This is a genomic window from Mameliella sp. LZ-28, assembly GCF_012274245.1.
GTDB classification, from domain to species: Bacteria; Pseudomonadota; Alphaproteobacteria; order Rhodobacterales; family Rhodobacteraceae; genus Antarctobacter; species Antarctobacter albus.
Window position 1 is genome coordinate 63,127 of sequence record NZ_JAANYX010000010.1, and the last position, 19,726, is coordinate 82,852.

Here is a 19,726-nt window from a genome sequence, read left to right on the forward strand (position 1 = left end):
AACTTGAGCCCCAAGTGACGGTGACCGAATAGGCCGCCTCTTCACGCCCTTCCCGGCACCGGGTAGAGCGCCGTGCCAATGGAAGACTCCAAGTCACCCTGCAAATGCTATATTTGGTTTAGGGCGAACGGTGCGCTACAAGATGTTCTGAGGTTGCGAGATGTTTGAAGAGACACAACGATTTTTGCGGAGCCTCGAAGGCGGCGGCGAAGTCTCCATTCTCATTGTTGACGACGAGGAAGGCTACTTTGACCGTGAATGCCCATCGGATGAATGCCTTTTCCAGTTCAAGATGCTCAGCGAAGATTGGCATAAGGCCAAGGAGGCAGAGCGGCTTCACTGTCCCGCCTGCGGCCATACCGATCATAGCGATCGCTGGTGGACGCAGCAGCAGGTCGAGCACGCCAAGGCCGCTGCCATCGCGCAGTTCAAAGCACAGTTCAGCAAGGCGCTCAAAGCCGATTCTGCCCGGTTCAACCGGAGCAGGCCGCGCGGCGGCTTTATTTCGATGACGATGAAAGTGGATTCCCGGCCGCAGCATGTCATGCTGCCCCCAGCCGCCACCGACCCGATGGCGCTGAAGATCACTTGTCCGTCCTGTGCCTGCCGCTACGCAGTGATCGGGGCTGCGTATTTCTGCCCCGCCTGCGGGCATAGCGCTGCCGAGCAGGTCTTCGAGCAGACCATTTCAGGGATCAAGGCCACCCTTGGCGCGCTCGACCAGGTGCGCGCCGCAATGCCGGATCGGGACACCGCCGAAACCACCGTGCGCGTCGTGATCGAAAACGGCTTGCAAAACGCTGTCACCGCCTTTCAGCGTGTGGTCGAAGCTCTTTTTGTGGAGCTTCCCGCGCCGCCGAAGGCAAGGCGGAACGCATTCCAGAACCTTGCAGAGGGCAGTACCCTTTGGCAGCAGGCGACGGGGCAGGGCTATGGTGCCCATCTCGACGCCCCTTCCCTCGACCAACTCGCGCGGGCGTTCCAGCAGCGCCATCTGCTTGCCCACCGACAGGGGCTTGTCGATGAGGAGTATATTGCCAAGAGCGGTGACACCCGCTACCGGCCCGGCCAGCGGCTTGTACTTCGCGCCGAAGGCGTCACCGAGGCCGTAGAGCTTGTCGAGAGGCTCGTTGCGGGGCTTCGGGATGATGCAAGCAGTGCCCGTTCAGGGCAGAGGTCTTCACCGTAAATACTGGCAGGGGCGCGGCGCCACCACATTAGAAGGCCACCGGCCTCCAGTCTGCCCTTGCCGCTCCGAGAACCGTGCGCGTGCGTTCACGGATGATCGATCCGTTGCCTCTATGATCCCTCGCCGCAAAAGCTACGCCTTCAAAGGAGCCGCAGTACTGTGGCTCGGTAGGTTGGACGGGGGGGCTGAAAGAAAAGAATTTGGGCCGGTCGGAACGGGCCCCGTTCCAACGCATGAGTTATAGAAGTCCAGTCTATAACTCATGACGCGCAGAATTTGGCATGGCCTGCTGTGCGACCGGCACTCCGCACCGCCCTTGATTGCCTGGCCCGCAGTCAGATCATGCCTGTCAGGCGGCCTCGACCATCGGCTCGTAGCGCACGTCGGGCATGGCATCATTGAGCCAGGCCGGCTGCAGGTCGCCATTGTTCCATTGGTAGAGGTAGCCCACCAGCGTGTCGGTCTTCTTGCAGAGGATGCGCATGATCGGTTCGGCCGTAAGCCGTGGAAAAGTGGTCACGATGTGCTCCTCTCAAACTGACCTCAGGACTTGTTAACAACGAGGCCGCAATATCGTTTTGAACGTCTTAGGGTTGGGTTTCTGCAACTGCAAGATGAAGTCGGCGGCCTCGGCAAGAACCCACCGACAAAAGGACAAGTTGTCTTTATAGTCAGGTTTCTGGCGTATCCGTTTCTGCATTCTGCGCTGCAGCGCGAACGGCGATCTCGTCCAGGAGCATGTCGATCTCTGCCCAGACGCGTGGCTCGATTTGACCGCGGACCAGGGCCCACTTGCTCAGCACATCGAGGGGGTCATGCGCGCGCAAGAGGGCAGTCAGCGCAGGGGCATCGACCGCCAGCGAAGTGCGCGCGCGCCATTCGGTGATCCGCGTCCGCTGCTCTTCCGACGGTGGGACGAACTCGGACCCGAGCTCCCAGTTCTTGACCGCGCGGCGCAGGGCGGCGCGGATGACATGGGCCGGATCGACGCCGCAATCGATCAGGGCTTCCTCCTGCCGTTCCAGTGCGTTCACCCGGATGTCGATCTTGCGCGTCGCCGGACTGCGTTGCGCGCGGGATGGTGATGACATAACCGCAGGTGCCGCCGCTGCGCCCGTCTCCTGTCTCGGCTGGGGTGGGTGCTCAGGCTGAGTACTCGGGTGCCTTGAGGCGTGATCGCCCGTTGACGCGGGCTGCACGGTCACAGGCGCTGGCATCGTTTCAGCTCGCAGAACCTCGTCCCTTCCCGGGCATTCTCCCACCTCTGGCCGCAGGGATGCAGCATAAGCCGGGTCGGGCCGCGTGATGGTCGGGATCTTCTTCCTCACCACCCTGTCCTCACGCAGCCAGGATGTTGTTGAGGATGTCGGTCGCTTCTTCTAGCGCCTCGACCACATGGCGCACATGGGGGCGCATGAGAGGGTTGGGATCGGCCTGCTTATGCAATGCCACAGCATGCAGGAGGCCTTTCTCGTCCATCTCCTTGTAAACGTTCCGGCGCATCATCACGGTCTCGACCACTGGAAACCGCGCGATCGCCGCTTCGATGAGGGCAGCATCGGCACGGGTGGTCTTGGGATCCACCATGTTCAGGACCACGTGGTGGCGGGGCAGGCTGTCGGGATCATCGACGCGAGCGCGGAGCTTTTCGAACCAGTCAGCCGTCTGCGCGCCGACATCGAGATCCGAGGTCGAGAGCATGACAGGCGTCACGATGTGATCGGCCAGAACGGCGATCCCGTCCGACCACTCGGCCCCGACGCCTGCTGTATCGATGAAGATGAAATCCGCCGAGTCCGCCGCATAGACCTGCTCGATCCGGCGATCCACGGCCCCCACGCTCTCGACAGTCGCAGAGCGCAGCAGGGGCGATCCCAAACCCGCGGCTTCAGCCCGCTTGTGCCAGGTGCCGAGCACGCCAGTACTGTCGGTATCGATCAAAAGGACGCGACGGCCAGCGGCAACGGCAGCGCTGATCAAGGCGCGCGAGAGCGTGGTCTTGCCACTCCCCCCTTTCCGGGCCATCGCGGCGATTACCACGAGATTGTCGTTCGGCATGGGGGCGGGCCTCTCGCAAGAATGGTGAAACGCGACAAAGATGTTTCTTTGTCGCTAACCTCCGTCTGCGACGGCGTCAAGCAGAAGACGGGATGCGGGCTGCCTCAGGCGGAATGCGGGGTCCATGGTGCATCGCGCAGGGAACGAAAAGCACCACGCTCGCGACACCTGACGTTCTCCCGTCCGCGCGATGCGGTTCCCAGATGACGCGCGACATGCGACATCGGCCATAGGGCGCAACGCAGGAGGCGCGACGCATACCGCACGGGACATGGACCATCGGCCACCACGCGCGATGCGGGCAGCACGGGCCATCTGCCACTCGCCAGAAACCGTGCTGCAGGGCGCGCAAAACGCAGTCCAAAGGACGCGATGCGCGATGCAGGGAACGCGCGACGCGTTGCATTGAGCGCCTTGCGCGCTGCATTTGCCAAAGGACGTCAAATCGGCCCTCGGGGCCGATTTTCTACATTGAGTACAAGCCCTTGGTGCCTTCTCCGCTTGTGCTGGGAGAAGGCGGGCTTGTACGAAGTTGGCAAGAAATAGGAACGTATACTTCACATGAGCAGCAGTCGCAGACTGACCGATCAGGAGCGCCGTCAGATCGTCCGGGAACGGGCGAAAGGCGTTTCGGTCAGTGCGATCAGTGCAGCGCTGAAGGTCTCACCCAAGACCGTCTACAACGTGCTGAGCCGGGGCCGTTCCGCCGTCTCGGCTAATGACAGCCGCACCCGTGTGCTGACCATGCGCGTCACCGAGCGCGACCTTCGTGGCTTCGATGCGGCCCTCGCGCGGCGCGGCATCTCCCACCGGTCAGACGCCATGCGCTGCCTGATGCAGGCCGCCGACGATCTCCTGCGCCCAGATCACGGCATGACGGATGAACTGAAAGGGATGAGCGCGGCGCTGAACCGGGTCGGCAACAACGTGAACCAGGTCGCGCGCCGCCTGAACGAGGCAAAGCTCAAGGGCGAGCGCCTGCCCTATACCCCGGCCAGCCATGCCGAGATCCGCGACCTTGCGGTGCTCGTCTTCGACATGGCCGACCAGATCCAGGAGATGTTCCGCGCGCGGCGTCGCGAACTGGACCTAGAGGTCACCAATGCCCTCGCCGGTCTGGCACGGCAGGAAGCGGAGCAGGTGGCCAAACATGGCGCGGAGTGAGGCGCGCGGCGTCAGCCCTGCCCTCTTCGATCGCGACTGGAGCCGGGTTTCGGGCAGTTGGCAGGGGCTGTCGAAGAAGGCGCAGATGGTCCGGGCGGCACGCGGCTACTCGCCTGCCATCTTCAAGCCGATCTCGAAAGGCGGCTGCCACACGGGCGCGCAGCTCAAAGCCCAGCTGACCTACCTCACCACCAAGTCGAGCCACATCCTCGACAGCCGCGGCACCCATGACGGCAAGAAGACCCTGACCGGGGCGGAGATCGACCGGGTCGTCCGGCGCTTCGAGAACCAGTGGGGCGAGCGGCACAGCCCTAAGCTCGGGCATACCTCGCATCTTCTGATGGCTTTTCCCGTCGGCACCAGTGGCGAGGAGGTGCGCGCGATCACGGAATCCGTCTGCGAGAAGTTCTTTCAAGGCGAGGGGTCGCAATTCGACTATATTGCTGCAATACACCAAGATCGCGCGCATCCACATGCGCATATCGTTCTGAACCGCCGCAGCAAGGATGGCGAAATGTTCTTTCTCGGGAAGGATCATCACTTCAACTACGACGCCTTCCGGCTGGCGATGGTCGAGGCGGCGCAGGTCCACGGGATCCGGCTCGAGGCGACACGGCGTCTTGACCGGGGGGTCACGACCTACCGCGCCGAGATAGATGAGGTCTACAAGGCCCGTGACGAAGGCCGACCGCCCGTCGAGCGCCAGCGCACAGGCGCTGATCTCGCCGCGGCCCTGCAGACGGTGGCGCGCAATGCGCTGACCTATCGGGGTCTGGCTGCCGAGGCATCCCGGTCGAACTTCGACGACGTGGCCGAGGCGCTCGATCGGGCCAGCACCATCCTTGCCAGTGGCGGTCAGATCCAATCTGACGGAGCCATCTACATGTCCCAAGACGAAACAGCGTTCGACACGCTGATCACCGAGTTTTCTCAGAACATCCGTCAGATCGAGGCGGCGATCGACCGGGCGCCCGCGGCCGAGAGGCCGGAGATCGAGCGCAAGCTCACCGATGTGCTGGCCTCGGTCGCGCATCTGAACCCGCTCGGGGACCGCTCGGCTGCCCTCCTCGACGCGCCATCCCGGGACGGGGTCTATGCGCGGGCGAACATGCGCGAGGACCAGATGGAGCGCCTCGATGATGATGCGGTGAAGGCGCGCCTCAGCGAGGCGCTGCAGAGCACGGGCATCGATCCCGAAGCCGTGGCCGCCCGCATGCGGGAAGGGGCAGGCAACGCAGCCCTCGAACGGCAATGGCTGGCACAGGATCTGCGCGCCATCGCCAAGGCAGGCGATCTCGATCTGGAGAAGGGCGAGGACCGCGAGGAAGCGCTGGACCGGCTGGAAGCCGTCCATGTCCGCCTGGGTGAAACCCTGACCGATGCGCGCATCTTGCGGGCCATCGATGAAGTGGACGACACCAAGGATGATCCGGTTGCCCTTGCCGAACGCATGACGCTGCCGGAGCGCGAGCGTGCGGCCGGCGAACCCGTCATCTTCACGCCTTCCGAGCGCCGCGATTTCCAGGATCTCGTCGCTCAGTTCCGCCGGACAGACTTCGACCATCCCTTCTCGGACGACCCAAGCGTGCGCCGGGCCGGTGCTGTTGAGGTGGAGGAAGCTCGGGCCGCCTTCACCGCCTTCGCGCAGCGGTCGCCCGATCATGCTGAACTGGCCTCGATGGCCTGGGACAAGATCACTGACAGCCGCAAGCCACAGGAGTTCGCCGTCGAGGAGAAAGACCGCTCGCTCCATGCCGGCGACATGGACCTCGCCTTGCGCGATCCCATGCAGCATCTCGGGCCGATCAGCGAAGACGACCGCACCCTCGCGCGCTACCGTGCCGAGATGCCGGACGAGGAGTTCGGGGCGGCGGTGCAGGAGGAAATCAACCGTCTGCGCGCCATGGGGGCATCGCGCGCCTATATCAGCGAGCGAAGTTTTGAGATCGAGGATCAGGCGCGACAGGACTATGCCGAACGGCGCTTCATGGCTGAGACCGCCCCAGATGTGCTAACCTTCCTGCAGCGGGCAGAGGCCGAGGACGTGAAGGCGCTCAACGAGACGGATGGGCAGCGCCTCGTCGCCCAGATCGACCGTAACCTAACACCAAACGCGGTGACGGCCCTGCGCGCGGGTCACGCCGATGTGCTGGAGAAGTTCACCGAGCACCCGCTGCGGCAGCTGGAACTCGCCAAAGCCTATCTGGAAAGCAGCGAGGTGACTGCCCACGGCCCCGCCATGGAGCGGGTGCTGGACGCCCTGGCCGAGGAACAGATCGAGGCACAGCGCGCGCGTCACGCAGCGACCCATGGCGAGAAGGGGATCACCCATGGATAAGGGCAAGATCGCGGGCGGGATCCTGAGCCTGACGCTGGTTGGCCTTGCCATCGGCTATGTCGTGGCCACTGGTTACCTGACACTTCGCTATGGTCTGTCGACGCAAGCCTTCGACGTCACCCTGCTCGCGCGCGAGTACCGAGCCCTCGGTGTCAGCGCGCCGCGGGACTTTCTCTGGGTGAACCTGATCCTCGCAGGCTTTGGGATCGCCGCGCTGATGCTTAGCGTCACGCTTCTTGGCGATGCCCTGACGCGCTTTGGCACGACGCATTGGCAGACCCGGGGCGAGATGAAGCGTAACGGCTTCTTCGCCAAGCCGGGTGGCGGCTTCCTTCTCGGCAAGCTCGGCCCCCCGAAATCGAAGCGTCCCTTCCTCGTGTCAAAAACCTTCCCGCATGCGCTGATCGTGGCACCAACGGGCCGAGGCAAGGGCGTGGGCTTCGTGATCCCGAACCTGCTTACCTACAAAGGCTCGGCCGTGGTGCTCGACGTGAAGGGCGAGAACTTCCGCGAGACATCTCGTTTCCGCGGCAGCATGGGCGACAAGGTGTTCCGCTTCGCGCCGACCGACTGGGACCGCCCGACCCACCGCTACAATCCGCTGGCGCGCATCGCCGCCATGACCAACCCCGATCGGCAACAGATGGAGTTGAAGCTCACCGCGAAGCTCTTCCTGCAGACCGACAACGAAAAGCTGAGCGGGCTTTTGGCCGGCGGCATCGATCTCTTCGTGGCGGCGGGCCTTCTGGCCTTCGAGCGCGGCGTGCCGACCATCGGTGAGATCTACCGCATCACCGCTTCGGGCGGTGACAAGCAAAAGGAATATCTGAAGCGCGCGCACGAGGTGAAGAACACCTCGGCCAAGTTGATCTTCGAGCGCATGGCCTCAACCAACAACGACACCCTGACCTCCTACCTCTCGCTCTTGATGACCTCGGGTCTCGACACCTGGGACAACCGGGCGATCGACGCAGCCACCGCGACCTCGGATTTCTCCTTCCGGGACATCCGGCGCCGCCCCCACGCGATCTATCTCGTGGTCGAGTCCGAGATGATCCGCCCGCTGGCCCCGCTGATCCGGCTGTTCTTCTCGGACCTGATCGCTTCGCTGCAGGCGCAGGAGCCCGGCGATGACGAGCCTTGGCCCGTCATGATCATGCTCGACGAATTCGACCGTCTCGGGAAAATGCCGATCGTCGCCGAGAGCATCAAGACGCTGCGCTCTTTCGGGGGCAACCTTGCCATCGTCACCCAGACCATCCCGGCGTTGGACGAGATCTATGGCGAGAACACGCGCCGGTCGCTGCAGGGCGGCGCGGGCGTGAAGCTCTACCTCACCCCGTCCGAGCAGAAGACCATCGAGGAGCTGAGCCAGGCTGTCGGCAAGACCACCAAGCGCGTGGTGACCAGGTCGCGTGCGGTCGGGCGCAACCCGTTCGAGGGACGCAGTGTCTCTGAGCGAACGGAGGATACCCCGCTCCTCACCGAGGACCAGGCCCGGCGCATGGACCTCGACGAAGTGATCCTCGTCATCGACGCGCAGATGCCGATCCGGGCGCGGCGGATCAAGTATTTCGAGGATCCGGCGCTGAAGGTGCTTCACGCGGGTCAGGCGGGGAGTTTCCCGTACCCGGATGAGGACGGGTTGCGCCGGGATCGGCAGATGAACGAGACGCGCGAGACCGTCGAGAAGCTGAAGCTGGAATTGCAGGCGGTGCGAGCGGCTGCAGGGGCGCAGGGGTCTGAGGGAGATGCGCTGCCCAAAGCGGCTCAATCTCCCTTGCAAAAGCTGCGCGAGCCCAAGCCTGCGCCGTTGGGTCGGGCGCGAGGGCGGGCTGCACGAGCCTCTGCGGGTGGTGGTGGTTCAGGTAAACTGTCGTTCGATGTAGCGGCGCTGGGGTTGATGGAGGTAGACATGACCGAGCTGGCGACAGCGGTTCAGACGACCAGAGCCATTATCGGCGAGTATACCTGACCCGAACCTTCTCTCCACTCAGTTCTGGCTGACGCTATTCAACGGTGCCTCCCGAAGTTGCCGGTCAGACATGGTGCGGCGAAATCCCTGTTTCGACATACCGTACCAACTGATCACTTCCGTTACCTAGCCTTGTGGTTAGATATGTGCAAATCGGTGAGGGTAAGGAGCAGTCTTTAGACTCGAATTCGTGCCTGCGTAGTAATGTCCGCTAACCGCAAACCGCGTCTAAGGACCTCAGCTCGAACTTCGTCGTAAACAGGAGCAACCCCCTTTGGGTCGCTGATGGTCATTAACAACGCGAAACCGATGCCTTCATCCGGAATAACAGCACCGGCCCGAGTCAAGGCGCTCAGGGACAAACGCCAGTCGCTTCGATTTCCGACGCCACGCATTTCCCTGAAGTAGCGCTTGATCGGCGTCCATTTGAGGCCGCTCTCAAGTAGATACTTCTCCGTGTAATCCAGATTCTGTGGCAGCTCATTATCATAATGTTTCAGCTGCGATGTATGATTAGGAATGATCTCGCCTTCGTCAGTAATTGTCTCGTTGAGCTGATGCAGAGTAGCCGCCAACTGTATACGCTGACATTCTGCATCGAACGCAGCGTCGACCACTGGTGAGTAGGCAAGGGTGATGTCGACAGCACCGCGGCACTTTCCATCTGGCCCTGTTAGGGACGACGGCCAAGTGAAGACGAACGAAAGTTCTCGCTTTGCTGGAAGGACATCCGTGAAGACCAGCGTAATGCAATGTGGATCATCAGCAAGGCAAGCCTCAGAGTCTCCGGGTACGCCGAAGCCTACAAATTCCCGGGCAATCGGGCGCAATGGCTTCTTCATCATCGCCGGATGGCGCGTCGAGCGATGCACCGGAAGCGCCATCAGCAGTTCCCGTGACACCTGCCCCCCGAGCCGGTGGTCGAGGGCCGCCACCGTTGCTGCTACCAAGGGGGCCGCAAAGCTGGTGCCGGATTTTCTGACAACCGATCCATCGGCGTCGAGCGAAGCAAGGCCCGTGTCATTCCCAGTGCGCTGTGCGGCACCGCCGTAGTGAACCAGTTCGGGTTTGCGCGCCCCGCCCGCGCCAGGACCACGTCTTGTGTAGGCCGTGGGTAAACCATCCACCGCCGCCGTCAATCCCGGTGGGTTCACGGCGCCCACCGACAGCCCAAACATGTGCTCGGCCGGTGCCGTGATGCCATCATTGCGCGCGCCCCGTTGCGCCAGCATTTCCAAAGCCTTGTCGGTTTCCGCCGGCCATTCGGGCCGCCGCTCGGCCCCATCAAGGTTGCCGGCAGAGACAACAAAGATAACGTCGTGCAGCCGCGCGATTTCATCCAGCCGGGCGGCAAAAGTTGAATAGCTGTGACGGGTGCGTGCGTTTGGGGATCCAAGGCTGAAATTGAAGATCCGCGTTCCGGCCTCGACCTTGGCATGTGTCACTAGCTCCTCCAGCTGGTCGAAGAACTCATCCGGCGTCCCGTAATATTGCCCCAGCAGAGACTTCCTCGGCATGATCGCGAGGTCGAAATACCGGCACGGCTCGCGTTCCAGGCGATCTGCGAAGCCTGGGTTGAGCGCAGAACCTGCCGCCACAAGCCCCGCTATGAACGTGCCATGCTCGTGATCGCTGTCCCCGGGCAGCAGCGGGCCGGCTACCCCGGCGCACCAGGGATCGAGCGCGTCCAGCGCGGAAACACCGCCATCAATCACGCCCACCACGGGATAATCCCGGTCCGCCAGTGGAGCCGGCAGGTCGATGGCTACGCCCGATTCGGAAGCGCCCGCGGGGGCCGGCTCGATTTCCATCGGCAAGGCGATTCGCCGCACCAGCGGCTCTTCGGCCAATTGCTCCAGTAAGAGCTGATGGCGCCTTATAGACCGGTCGCGCGGGGCTGAGGCGACGGCTCGTCCGGCTGGCCGCTCCGTTGCTTCGGTCGACCCATCTGGCGCAAGCAGCACGATGTCGTTCGGGGTGCCGGCTGACAGAAGGTCAATGCTAAGCGCAAGACCGGTCGGCCGCCGCTCTCTCAGACCGGCCACAGGCCGCACGAACAGGCTGCCGACACTCGCCAGCCGATTTTTCAGGGCTTCCATCTGCGCGCGGACAGCATCGCCGGAGATCGCGGGATCGGGGCGGAACAGCTCGACCAGATAGCCGCCGATGGCACCCTCCTTCTCAAGGGCTTCGACAGCCTCGGACGCTGAAAAATCTAGCCGATCCGGTGCCTCAAGCAGGCCAATGCTAGCAATGGCACCAAGCTCGCTGCGATATCCGGAAACACGCTCCTCGAACTCTCCGGTGCGTGGGTTTTCCCGTTCCTGTGGCACGTCCTCGGCCCGCTCGGCAATCAGCGTGTCGAGCGCGTCCAGAGCGTCTGGCGTTGCCTGAAAGAACATCTCTCCTATCCCGCGACCGCCAACGAGCGCGAACCGGTTCCGCTCGCAGAAGAGCTTGTCGATTGGACGATAGCTCTTCGCCAGGGCGTCCTCTCGCATCTGCACCAACACAAAGCCGAGGGCCGAGTGCTGTTCCCGCAGCCTCAGGCTGCTGGCGCGGAGCTGCTCTCGCATCTTTGCCTTGTGGCGACGGAAGCCCTCGTTATCACCCTGAAAGAAATCCCTGCTGGGGCCGCGCGTTCCGGGCGCCGGCGGGTGAATGAAGCGCCGGGTGTCGAGGAAAACTTGGACCGGGCGCTGGATACTGTCCCGTTCAGCCATCGCTCACCGCCTCTGTCCCCGATGATGTCACTCGTGCTGACTGGCTGCGCTCCCGCAGGCGGCGCGATACCGTCGACTGGGATACACCGACGATGGCGCCCGCTGCATTCTGGGTCAGCCCGGCCTGCTCAACGAAGGCAGCAGCAAGATCCTCTTCGGGTCCAAGCAGCAGTGCCTTGCGAAGGCCCCCGAATAGATGGCCGTTTAGGGTTGCCTGCCGTCGAAGCCCCGCCAGCATGGACTGGCCGCGACCGGCGCGGCTACTGTTTCCCTTCGGCAGATGCAGTACTAGGAAGCGTTTCCCCCCGGCGACAAGCGTTTCCAGATCGGCGCCGCTCATGCCTTCAGTGAGCCAGACCAGCATGTCGATTTCTTCGCGGGTCAGTTCGATCGGACGCACAAACCGCTCAAGCAGAACCCGGCGCGCGGTTTCATCCGGCAGCGCGATCTCGATGCGCCCGTCGAACCGGCGCCAAACAGCGGCGTCCAGAAGATGCTCATGATTGGTGGCTGCCAGGGTGAAGCCCCTGTCTCCCCGTGCATCGAGGCTTTGCAGGAGCGTATTCACCACCCGCTTGATCTCGCCCACTTCCTGGGCGTCATCTCGAGCCTTGGCGACGGCATCGAATTCGTCGAGGAATAGAATGCAGCGATAGCGATTTGCGAAATCGAATAGCGCACCGATGTTGCGCGCCGTAGTTCCGAGGAAGGACGAGACAAGGCCATCCAGTCGAGCTTCGACAAGGGGAAGGCCGAGTTGTGCTCCGATGTAACGGGCGAGCATGGTCTTGCCGACACCCGGTGCACCATAGAGCAAGCAACGCAAATTCGGTTGCACGCCGAGCGCTGCCAGCTCCTTTACGCGGGACCATTCCTCGATCAGATCGGTGACGGCGGACTTGAGCGCCTCATTGAACACCGGCTCCGCGTCGGCGGCTTCGTCGGGCTGCACGACGCGCACCAGCGGTGTCCCCGTTTCCTTGTCATGTGGCAGCGGCGTATTCCGGCTCAGCACTTCGCCGGGCAAGGCCTGCGCCGACCCGGCACGCATGCGCTCCAAAGACATCGGCGCGAACGACTGTTTGCGGACCTCGCGCGACAGCAGCCGGCTCAGCTTCTCGGCCTGCCGTGGTTCCGACTCCCGCAGCGAGTCCCGCAGCCGCTCGATCTGGTAACGCGCGCGGTTGCTGTCGCCGCTTGCGGCAGCTCGTGACAGGGAAAGTATGATCTCAAAGTGGTCCATATCCGAGATGCGCCCGCAGTATTCATGGTTTGGGACGCATGATGCGATTTTTGCCTCAGTTATGCAACGATCTTCGACATGATGCTGACGATCGGTTCCCGTGTTACCAGTCAGCACGCCGACGTCGCGCTGCGCAACGTCCGCGCCCCTCTGACTTCCAAGGATATCGTGATGATTTCGAGAAGACATAAAGGTACAATCAGACGGTACCGTGCGGGGTGTCAGCATGTTAGGCCTCTGGCCGGTCTCGGGTCGATAGCCCGTTGATGTTCGATCCCGGGTGACCGCTGTCGCGACACCATTCGACCCGGCCCGCCTTGATCCAGAAGTGGCAGCGGCAGCCATTGGTCTGGCGGATCGACGGCGAGATGCTGGGGCGGCCGAACCAGTCGACGGCGATCGACCATCGCGGCCTGCGCTGCTGGCTGAGCGATAGCTGCAACTTCTCGCCGCAGCCGCCCGGGCAGCGGAAACAGCCCCATTTGTCCAGACTGCCACTTCGCACAATGACCAGGCGCCCGGAGGTGAGACGCTCCGGGTCTGGATGCGCCTCCTGAACCGAGGCGATCAGGTGGCTTCTGGGAAGCCACCCGATCCGCTCCAGAACAACGCGGCAAAGTCCCCTTAGGCACTTCATCAGCTGATCCGATCGAGAAACGGCTCGACATCGGCACGGCCCCAGTAGTGCGTATCGACGCAGATCGGGCAGTCAGACCGCTGCTTTGCCCCCTGACGGCGCTCCTCGCCCCGGTCCAGCCGCCGGACCCGCTGCCAGGCCCACCGGCCCTCACCCCGATAGTCTACCAGGCCCTGCAGAAGCTCGTTGACCGCGATGCTGGCCGTTTCCGTGGTGAACGTCACCACGGCCGGCGCCGGATTGCCGCCACCCCGGACATACGCTTCACGCTTCTGCCGCTCGTACTCGGCGGGTGCATTCCGACGCAGCGCCTCCTCGCCGGCGGCCTGGGCGTCCACGACACCCCGGCACATCAGGCACGGTGCGCCAGGCGTCAGGACTGTCACACGGGCGCTCATATCGCGCAGGCCGCCCTCAGGACTGGGTTCGATTGCCAGGCCCATATCGATCACCGGCACAAGATAGAAGTGCGCGAACCGGTTCAGGAACAGGCGGCCACCGTGATCGTCGGTGCAGCCGAAGATCACATCACAGGCTTTGAGCGCATCGCGTACGGACGGGTCCTCAACCCAGCGCTGATAGGCGCGTACCCGTACCCCAAGTCCCAGTTCGCTGATTTCCCGCGCCACGACTTCGACTTTCGGTCGCATGGCATCGGCATCCGCCCGCCGTGCGCCATGCAGCCGGTTCAGGTTGGTCACCTCAACGATGTCTTCGTCGAATAGCGCGATCTGGCCGACACCCAGCCGCGCCAGCAACATCGCTGTCGCGCTACCCGTGCCGCCGCAGCCGACGACGCCGACCCGAAGTCCTCGCAGGATACTGTTTAGCCCGGCGCCGAACGCGCGAGCCTGCCGGTCGAAAGCGGCCTCCGGGGTCGCCGCACCGACCGTCGTATAGATGAGCCGGGTGCCAACGGAGCGGATCGTTCCGATCTCAATGGGAGTCTTTTCATCGACCCAGAGCCGGGCCCGGAGCCGATCCTTCCCGATCAGCAGCAAGCTCAGCAGCCGGGCTTCATCGCCATTCCGGTTCCGGGCCAGCCTGAACAGCTCCCGTTCGTTCTGGTCGTCCTGCGTGGAAAAATCCGGGAAGCCGCCCGGGTGACTGTGAACGATGCCGGGCAGCAAACCCTCCTCAGCCGCGCGGCGGCAGAGGCTGACGTAAGAGTCTGTACGCCAGGTGATATGGCGCTCGCTGGCCGAGACCGCGTCATCAGGGGGTATCGAGATGATCTCGAAAGAGGTTAACCGAAGCCGCCCCTGCCTTGACCAGGGATCGACGCCGATCTGGTTCACGCCATACAACACATAGGCAGCCGCCTCCGTACCATCCTCCCGATGGAGCAGGTGCTTCAGTTCGGCCTGATGGGCCTCCTGGAGCGTCAGTTCGACATCCATCACGCAGCCTCTTCCAATGCCTGTTCGACCCGCTTCAGCATGGTGCTGAGACCGTCGACACCGGGGCGCCAGCTCGTATTGTGGCGTGACCAGCGCTGCCACCGCTGGCCCTCGAACTGCACGGGCTGATCCGCCGCTTTCGGATAACGCTGGTCAGGGACCAACTGGAGCCACGGCAGCGCGTAAAACATGTCCGGCGCCACGTCCGGATAGCCGCTCGGCAACAGGATCAGGATGCTGGCTGCATCCACCTGGTACTTCGCCGACGGCAATCTGAAACCGGTGAGGATGACGCCCCGCTGGGCGCCATCCGTCACCTCCCGATACGCGAGACCACGCCCCGCGAGATACCGACGATCGGCGGAAGGCAGCAGGCTCATGCCGCCCCCTCCGTCGTCTGCGTGATCCCCGTGAAGAAGCGCTCCAGCCCCTTCCCGTCCAGCCGCACCAGCTCGCTGTCGCCGACCGGCTGATCTTCGCCGCCCCTGACCTCGAGCCAGACGCCGTAGGTGGCGGGGTCGACCCCGGCCAGCCGCTTCAGGACCCTGCCGCTGATCGCGCAGGCGCCCCACTCGAACACCTTGCGGTCGAGTTCGATGCGATAGGATTCCGCACTGGCGAAAATCAGGAACCGCTCGACGCCCCCGCTCCGCAGATCGGTGGTCTCATCCAGACGCAACTCCTCGAGCTCGCCATTGCTGAGAACTAGGAACAGAAGATGCTCCTCGACCTGCCGGATACCCGCCGCGTCGAGAATCTGGCGGCCCGTCGGAACCGGATCGTCGATCCGAACCGGCCGGAAGGCGAGCTCTGCATCGCCGACCTCCATCCGGTACGGACCGTGCGCACGGTGTTTGCTGCCTGCGGCAAGGGAGGCCGCAACGTCTTCGATGTCTGTCGTTCCAGTCGTCATGGCGACCTCCTATGGGTTTGCGGCCTCTCAGCCCTTGCCAATGTCGCCTTCGACATGGCATCAATGTCGGGAATATATGGTCATCCGAAAAACCCGTCAACCCCACCATGTCGAAAGCGCCATGACAACCACCTCCGACAATCCATCTGACATCTTCAAGGAACGCCTCCGGACCGCACGGGAGGAACTCCGCAAGCTGAGTCAGGCCGAACTCGCGCGCGAGACCGGCCTGCCCCCGAGTTCCGTTGCTCATTTCGAAGCGGGCACGCGGAAACCCTCCTTCGACAACCTCCGCAAGCTCGCCAACGCCCTCAACGTCACGACCGACTACCTGCTGGGGCGGTCAGAGGATCCGGCAGGCGCCGCAGAAGCTGACCCGATCTATCGCGACGTGCACAAGCTGACCGACAAGAACCGCAAGATGGCGGCTGACTTCATGAGGTTCCTAGCCCAGCAGGACGAGAAGGAGCGCGGGGAGGACGAATGATCCGCAATCCCGATCTGCAGCAACGGAAACTGGTCCGGCTCGCCGAACATGTCCTGCGTGACAAGGGCCTGCTTCACCTGCCGGTCAATCTGGAGGCCCTGGCTTCGGCCTGCAGAATCCCGCTACAGGCGATGGATGCCGACGAAGAGGGCGTATCTGGCATGCTGCTGCGGGTCGGAAACGCTTTCGGCATCCGATATGCGACCCATATCCCGAGCGTGGGCTTCCAGCGCTTCAGCATCGCCCACGAGTTCGGCCATTACTTTGCCGAAGGCCATCTCGACCACATCCAGTTCGAGGCCGGCATCCATAGCTCTCGGGCGGGGTTCGTCTCGCCCGACCCGTACGAGCGCGAAGCCGACTACTTCGCGTCGGGACTGCTTATGCCCTCATCGCTTGTCCGCACCCTCCTGAAGCGGGCTCCCGAAGGCCTGCAGAGCATCGAGATGCTCGGGCGCGCGGCCGAGGCCTCTACCGTGGCGGCCGCCATCCGCTACATAAGCGAGACTGAAGACGCAGCCGCCATCATCGTCAGCCGCAACGGCCATGTCGACTACTGCTTCAAGTCAGAAGCCCTCAAGCAGCTCAAAGGACAGACCTGGCTCCGCAAGGGCGCGGCCTTGCCGGAGGGTACGCTGACAGCCGCTATCGCCCGGCAGCCTGCTGCAGAGCGGCGGCGGCTCCGAGACGAAGCCGACAGCGACATACTCGACTGGTTCGGCGGCGCCCGCGCCGTCCCAGCTACCGAACAGGTTGTTGACCTCGGCCGCTACGAACGTGTGCTGACCGTGCTGTCCTGTGCCCAGCTGGTCGACGACACCTACCGGGATGAGGACGAGCTCGACGAGTCGGACGAGGCTATGGAGGAGCGCTGGACCCCGCGCTTTCGACGACGTTGAGCAGACCTAACTGTTCGAAGGATTCTTGCCGCTTTGGCGAATGGACGGCGCTGCGGGTCACGCTCTGCGGCGGGAACTGCATCACTATCGAGGTTTTCGGCGCGCCAGACACAGCTTAGGAGACGTGTCGACTACAAGAAATCAAATCATTCCATTCCATGCGACTTCGATAACGACGAACGGTAGCAAAGTGGCGTTGGACATCAACACCCCAACCGTTTCGCCCGCTCAGCCATCCTCACCACCTGCGCGCTCGCCGTCACCGCTGCACTCCTCACGGCAGTGGGTGCCTGCACAGCCCCCCGCCCGATCGCCTCGCCCGTGGTCAGCGCACCGATCCGCGCCCTGCCCTTGACGCCGTCGGTATTGAGGATCCCCCGCATGATCCCGGTCGATCCCGCGACCACAGCGGGTGCCGCAGCCACCATCAGGTTTCCAGAAATCCCCCGCACGATCAGGGGTGTTGCCGCGACGAAGCCCTTGGCCAGGAACACCATCACGAAGAACGGGACCAGCGAGCCGATGTTTGTGGCTGAGTTTGGGTCACCGAGCTGGGCCAGCAGCGAATTCGCCATGCCGACGACGGTCGAGAACATGGCGGCGATCACGATAGGGTAGAAGGCGTAGCTGATCGTCGTCGAGACCCATCTGTGGAAGAAATCCTTGGTCGCATCGAAGAGCGACAGCGCAATCATGATCGGCGCAAGACCGAGCATCAGGGTCAGCATCATCTTGGCGAAGATGAGGACGATGCCGGTCATGAAGCCAAGGAGGCTCAAGAGCACGAGGCCGATGCCGCCGAGGATCGCGCCAGTCATCCAGTTCAGGTTGTTGCCGATCGCATTCAGGTACTGGCTGAACTCCGTGATCAGCCGGTCGAATTCGCCCGCGAAGTAGGTGGCACCTGCCCCGCCGCCGCCAACCGATGAGATCAGGGCCCCGGCAATATAGTCGAGCCCGCCGATCACGGCATTGGCGACCGCGTTAAAGTTGGCCCAGTTGAAGGCGAAGAGCCCTATCAACATCAGCTTGATCAGGTACCAAAAGAAGCTGGCCCCATCCATGCTGCGGAACTGGAAGGCCATGTTGATGCAGACGCCGATCAGCGAAAGCGTGACCATCAGCAGGACGATCGTGCCGGTATTGCTCGCCACCGCCCCGAACTGGGACTGGGCCGCATCGGCAAGAAAGCCATCGGCGGTTCCGACCATCCAGCTGACGATGCTCATTACCAGCTGCCTTGCGCTTCGCAGATATCCTGGACGTCGCGGGCGATCTGGTTCTGTTCGGTGCGGAGGGCCAATTGGGCCTGAGTGTGCTCTGCCTGAGTGTCGGTCGCGAACCGTTCCTCGTACTCGGCGGAGGCAGCATCCCATGACGGGAAGCGGACATCACAGCCGCATTCACCAGTTGCCTTGATCGCCTCCCATGACCGCAACTCGTAAAGCCGCATCAACGTCAGCGCCTTGTAGGCCTCGCGCGGGTGGACTTCATCCATCCAGGTCGGCCGTGCGGGCCGGTCGTTGCAGATCCGGTATTGCTGGGGCGCGATGGTCACGGTGAGATCATTCGTGACCTGAGGCGAGGTCTGCGCCGCGAGCGGCGCGGCCAGCAGGGTGACAACTGCGGCGAGGATGGTATGGCGCATGGGGTTTCCTTTCGGGTCATTCGGCGGCAACCGCAGGGCGCTTGGTGCCCCCGGTTTCGGCCGTGTTCTGGTCTGGATGTCTCGCCTGCCCCGGCAGGAAGAACTCGGTGATGCCGCGCGCGCCATCGTGACGGCCGGCCTGAATGATCACGTCGATGGAGCCCTCGATGTAGTCCACCATATCGGCATAGGTCATCGGCACATCGGTCTTGAGCGCGGCAATGGCGAGGCGACGGACGGCGAGTTGCGGTGTTTCGGCATGGAGCGTGGTGAGCGAGCCGCCATGCCCGGTATTGATCGCTTCGAGGAAAGTCATCGCCTCGCGGCCGCGGACCTCGCCCAGCACGATCCGGTCGGGTCGCATCCGCAGGGTCGAGGCCAGGAGCACATCGGCGCTGCGGGCCTCGGTATCCCGATCCGCGATCAGCGTCACGGCGTTTGGCTGCTCGGGGCGCAGTTCTGCCGCCTCCTCGATGGTGATGATCCGCTCCTCGGGTGGGATCAGCGAGAGGATCTTGCGCGCCGCCACCGTCTTGCCGGTCGAGGTGCCCCCCGAGACGATCATGTTGAGCCTGTTCTCGACGCAGAACCGCAGGGCTGCGTCGATATCGCCGGAGGCCACCACATCGCGCAGGGCGGCGTTGCGTTCACGGCGCAAGCCTTCGAGGCTGCGCTCCTTGCCATAGAGGAACCCAAGCCGGATTGCCTCCAGCGGCAGGGAGGAGAAGAACCGCAGCGATATGGAGAACCCACCCTCGACGGCCGGCGGCTGGATCACCTGTGCCCGGATCGGACGGTCCCGGTAGAGGATCGAGACCGAGACGATGGGTTTCTTGGTGCTGAGCGTGGTCGAGGCGGCCGAGGCGATCTGGTTGCCGAGGTCCTTGATCTCGGTCTGGGTCAGCGGCGTGCCGAGACCCCGCATGAAATGATCGCCCTGGAACTCGCCCCAGACCTGCCCGTCGGGGTTGATACAGATCTCGATCGTGTCACAGCAACGCACGGGCGCGCCCAGCCGGTCGAGCGAGGCTTCGAGATAACTTGCCGCCATG

At 63.4% G+C, this 19,726-nt stretch carries 18 protein-coding genes; 6 read left to right on the forward strand and 12 right to left on the reverse strand.

The features are described from left to right. The first annotated feature begins 160 nt into the window (after positions 1-160). Positions 161-1,189, forward strand: a complete 1,029-nt coding sequence (locus G9Q80_RS06460) for a hypothetical protein (protein ID WP_088716129.1) — start codon at positions 161-163, stop codon at positions 1,187-1,189. A 349-nt stretch (positions 1,190-1,538) separates the two neighbouring features. Here G9Q80_RS06460 and G9Q80_RS06465 read toward each other — a convergent pair whose 3' ends face one another. The 3 genes from G9Q80_RS06465 to G9Q80_RS06475 all read right to left on the reverse strand — a co-directional run bounded on the left by G9Q80_RS06465 (position 1,539) and on the right by G9Q80_RS06475 (position 3,247). After that, positions 1,539-1,709, reverse strand: coding sequence for a hypothetical protein (locus G9Q80_RS06465; RefSeq protein ID WP_157903864.1), 171 nt, complete (start codon positions 1,707-1,709; stop codon positions 1,539-1,541). A 151-nt stretch (positions 1,710-1,860) separates the two neighbouring features. Continuing rightward, complete coding sequence (locus G9Q80_RS28115; RefSeq protein WP_232788269.1) at positions 1,861-2,280, reverse strand: hypothetical protein; 420 nt, start codon at positions 2,278-2,280, stop codon at positions 1,861-1,863. A 247-nt stretch (positions 2,281-2,527) separates the two neighbouring features. Continuing rightward, positions 2,528-3,247 (reverse strand): ParA family protein, encoded by a 720-nt coding sequence (locus G9Q80_RS06475; protein WP_088716127.1) that lies wholly within the window; start codon positions 3,245-3,247, stop codon positions 2,528-2,530. Between the two features lie 561 nt (positions 3,248-3,808). Here G9Q80_RS06475 and G9Q80_RS06480 point away from each other — a divergent pair. From G9Q80_RS06480 to G9Q80_RS06490, 3 genes are read left to right on the forward strand one after another with little or no spacing between them, the layout of a single operon-like run. Next, entirely contained in the window at positions 3,809-4,411 is a 603-nt protein-coding gene (locus G9Q80_RS06480; protein ID WP_088716126.1) for a helix-turn-helix domain-containing protein, read from the forward strand. Continuing rightward, positions 4,398-6,749: a relaxase/mobilization nuclease domain-containing protein gene (locus tag G9Q80_RS06485; RefSeq protein WP_088716125.1), complete on the forward strand. Its 2,352-nt coding sequence runs from the start codon at positions 4,398-4,400 to the stop codon at positions 6,747-6,749. Before G9Q80_RS06480 ends, G9Q80_RS06485 begins: the two co-directional genes overlap by 14 nt. Next, on the forward strand, positions 6,742-8,724 hold the full coding sequence (locus G9Q80_RS06490) for a type IV secretory system conjugative DNA transfer family protein (protein ID WP_088716124.1): 1,983 nt from the start codon (positions 6,742-6,744) through the stop codon (positions 8,722-8,724). The genes G9Q80_RS06485 and G9Q80_RS06490 overlap by 8 nt, the downstream gene beginning before the upstream one ends. A gap of 176 nt (positions 8,725-8,900) precedes the next feature. On the opposite strand, the gene G9Q80_RS06495 is transcribed toward G9Q80_RS06490, so the two are convergent. From G9Q80_RS06495 to G9Q80_RS27845, 6 genes are read right to left on the reverse strand one after another with little or no spacing between them, the layout of a single operon-like run. Beyond that, positions 8,901-11,447 (reverse strand): S8 family peptidase, encoded by a 2,547-nt coding sequence (locus G9Q80_RS06495; protein WP_088716123.1) that lies wholly within the window; start codon positions 11,445-11,447, stop codon positions 8,901-8,903. After that, entirely contained in the window at positions 11,440-12,918 is a 1,479-nt protein-coding gene (locus G9Q80_RS06500; RefSeq protein ID WP_157903863.1) for an AAA family ATPase, read from the reverse strand. Before G9Q80_RS06500 ends, G9Q80_RS06495 begins: the two co-directional genes overlap by 8 nt. A gap of 1 nt (position 12,919) precedes the next feature. Then, positions 12,920-13,327, reverse strand: a complete 408-nt coding sequence (locus G9Q80_RS06505; RefSeq protein WP_088716121.1) for a ubiquitination-like system serine protease family protein — start codon at positions 13,325-13,327, stop codon at positions 12,920-12,922. Then, the gene (locus G9Q80_RS06510; protein WP_168246436.1) at positions 13,327-14,727 is read right to left on the reverse strand and encodes a ThiF family adenylyltransferase; all 1,401 of its coding nucleotides are present in this window, start codon (positions 14,725-14,727) and stop codon (positions 13,327-13,329) included. Before G9Q80_RS06510 ends, G9Q80_RS06505 begins: the two co-directional genes overlap by 1 nt. Beyond that, positions 14,727-15,107: an E2/UBC family protein gene (locus G9Q80_RS27840; protein WP_198550004.1), complete on the reverse strand. Its 381-nt coding sequence runs from the start codon at positions 15,105-15,107 to the stop codon at positions 14,727-14,729. Before G9Q80_RS27840 ends, G9Q80_RS06510 begins: the two co-directional genes overlap by 1 nt. Continuing rightward, the gene (locus G9Q80_RS27845; protein WP_198550003.1) at positions 15,104-15,640 is read right to left on the reverse strand and encodes a multiubiquitin domain-containing protein; all 537 of its coding nucleotides are present in this window, start codon (positions 15,638-15,640) and stop codon (positions 15,104-15,106) included. The genes G9Q80_RS27840 and G9Q80_RS27845 overlap by 4 nt, the downstream gene beginning before the upstream one ends. Before the next feature lie 121 nt (positions 15,641-15,761). On the opposite strand from G9Q80_RS27845, the gene G9Q80_RS06520 reads away from it, so the two are divergent. Then, on the forward strand, positions 15,762-16,127 hold the full coding sequence (locus tag G9Q80_RS06520; RefSeq protein ID WP_088716167.1) for a helix-turn-helix domain-containing protein: 366 nt from the start codon (positions 15,762-15,764) through the stop codon (positions 16,125-16,127). Continuing rightward, positions 16,124-17,026 carry an ImmA/IrrE family metallo-endopeptidase gene (locus G9Q80_RS06525; protein WP_088716119.1) on the forward strand — a complete coding sequence of 301 codons (903 nt, stop codon included), beginning with the start codon at positions 16,124-16,126 and terminating at the stop codon, positions 17,024-17,026. The genes G9Q80_RS06520 and G9Q80_RS06525 overlap by 4 nt, the downstream gene beginning before the upstream one ends. Before the next feature lie 203 nt (positions 17,027-17,229). On the opposite strand, the gene G9Q80_RS06530 is transcribed toward G9Q80_RS06525, so the two are convergent. From G9Q80_RS06530 to G9Q80_RS06540, 3 genes are read right to left on the reverse strand one after another with little or no spacing between them, the layout of a single operon-like run. Continuing rightward, entirely contained in the window at positions 17,230-18,255 is a 1,026-nt protein-coding gene (locus G9Q80_RS06530; protein ID WP_088716118.1) for a TrbL/VirB6 family protein, read from the reverse strand. After that, positions 18,255-18,674, reverse strand: coding sequence for a hypothetical protein (locus G9Q80_RS06535; RefSeq protein WP_088716117.1), 420 nt, complete (start codon positions 18,672-18,674; stop codon positions 18,255-18,257). The genes G9Q80_RS06530 and G9Q80_RS06535 overlap by 1 nt, the downstream gene beginning before the upstream one ends. Positions 18,675-18,690: 16 nt before the next feature. Then, complete coding sequence (locus G9Q80_RS06540; RefSeq protein ID WP_088716116.1) at positions 18,691-19,725, reverse strand: ATPase, T2SS/T4P/T4SS family; 1,035 nt, start codon at positions 19,723-19,725, stop codon at positions 18,691-18,693. Position 19,726 lies beyond the last annotated feature (1 nt).

What these genes read in the sequence shown, in the direction of transcription:
- G9Q80_RS06495 (WP_088716123.1), bottom strand. Translation starts at nt 11,447, where the DNA reads ATGGCTGAACGGGACAGTATCCAGCGCCCGGTCCAAGTTTTCCTCGAC.
- G9Q80_RS06520 (WP_088716167.1), top strand. Translation starts at nt 15,762, where the DNA reads ATGACAACCACCTCCGACAATCCATCTGACATCTTCAAGGAACGCCTC.
- G9Q80_RS27845 (WP_198550003.1), bottom strand. Translation starts at nt 15,640, where the DNA reads ATGACGACTGGAACGACAGACATCGAAGACGTTGCGGCCTCCCTTGCC.
- G9Q80_RS06475 (WP_088716127.1), bottom strand. Translation starts at nt 3,247, where the DNA reads ATGCCGAACGACAATCTCGTGGTAATCGCCGCGATGGCCCGGAAAGGG.
- G9Q80_RS06505 (WP_088716121.1), bottom strand. Translation starts at nt 13,327, where the DNA reads ATGAAGTGCCTAAGGGGACTTTGCCGCGTTGTTCTGGAGCGGATCGGG.
- G9Q80_RS06530 (WP_088716118.1), bottom strand. Translation starts at nt 18,255, where the DNA reads ATGAGCATCGTCAGCTGGATGGTCGGAACCGCCGATGGCTTTCTTGCC.
- G9Q80_RS06485 (WP_088716125.1), top strand. Translation starts at nt 4,398, where the DNA reads ATGGCGCGGAGTGAGGCGCGCGGCGTCAGCCCTGCCCTCTTCGATCGC.
- G9Q80_RS06480 (WP_088716126.1), top strand. Translation starts at nt 3,809, where the DNA reads ATGAGCAGCAGTCGCAGACTGACCGATCAGGAGCGCCGTCAGATCGTC.
- G9Q80_RS06540 (WP_088716116.1), bottom strand. Translation starts at nt 19,725, where the DNA reads ATGGCGGCAAGTTATCTCGAAGCCTCGCTCGACCGGCTGGGCGCGCCC.
- G9Q80_RS28115 (WP_232788269.1), bottom strand. Translation starts at nt 2,280, where the DNA reads ATGTCATCACCATCCCGCGCGCAACGCAGTCCGGCGACGCGCAAGATC.
- G9Q80_RS06500 (WP_157903863.1), bottom strand. Translation starts at nt 12,918, where the DNA reads ATGCTGACACCCCGCACGGTACCGTCTGATTGTACCTTTATGTCTTCT.
- G9Q80_RS06525 (WP_088716119.1), top strand. Translation starts at nt 16,124, where the DNA reads ATGATCCGCAATCCCGATCTGCAGCAACGGAAACTGGTCCGGCTCGCC.
- G9Q80_RS06460 (WP_088716129.1), top strand. Translation starts at nt 161, where the DNA reads ATGTTTGAAGAGACACAACGATTTTTGCGGAGCCTCGAAGGCGGCGGC.
- G9Q80_RS06510 (WP_168246436.1), bottom strand. Translation starts at nt 14,727, where the DNA reads ATGGATGTCGAACTGACGCTCCAGGAGGCCCATCAGGCCGAACTGAAG.
- G9Q80_RS27840 (WP_198550004.1), bottom strand. Translation starts at nt 15,107, where the DNA reads ATGAGCCTGCTGCCTTCCGCCGATCGTCGGTATCTCGCGGGGCGTGGT.
- G9Q80_RS06535 (WP_088716117.1), bottom strand. Translation starts at nt 18,674, where the DNA reads ATGCGCCATACCATCCTCGCCGCAGTTGTCACCCTGCTGGCCGCGCCG.
- G9Q80_RS06490 (WP_088716124.1), top strand. Translation starts at nt 6,742, where the DNA reads ATGGATAAGGGCAAGATCGCGGGCGGGATCCTGAGCCTGACGCTGGTT.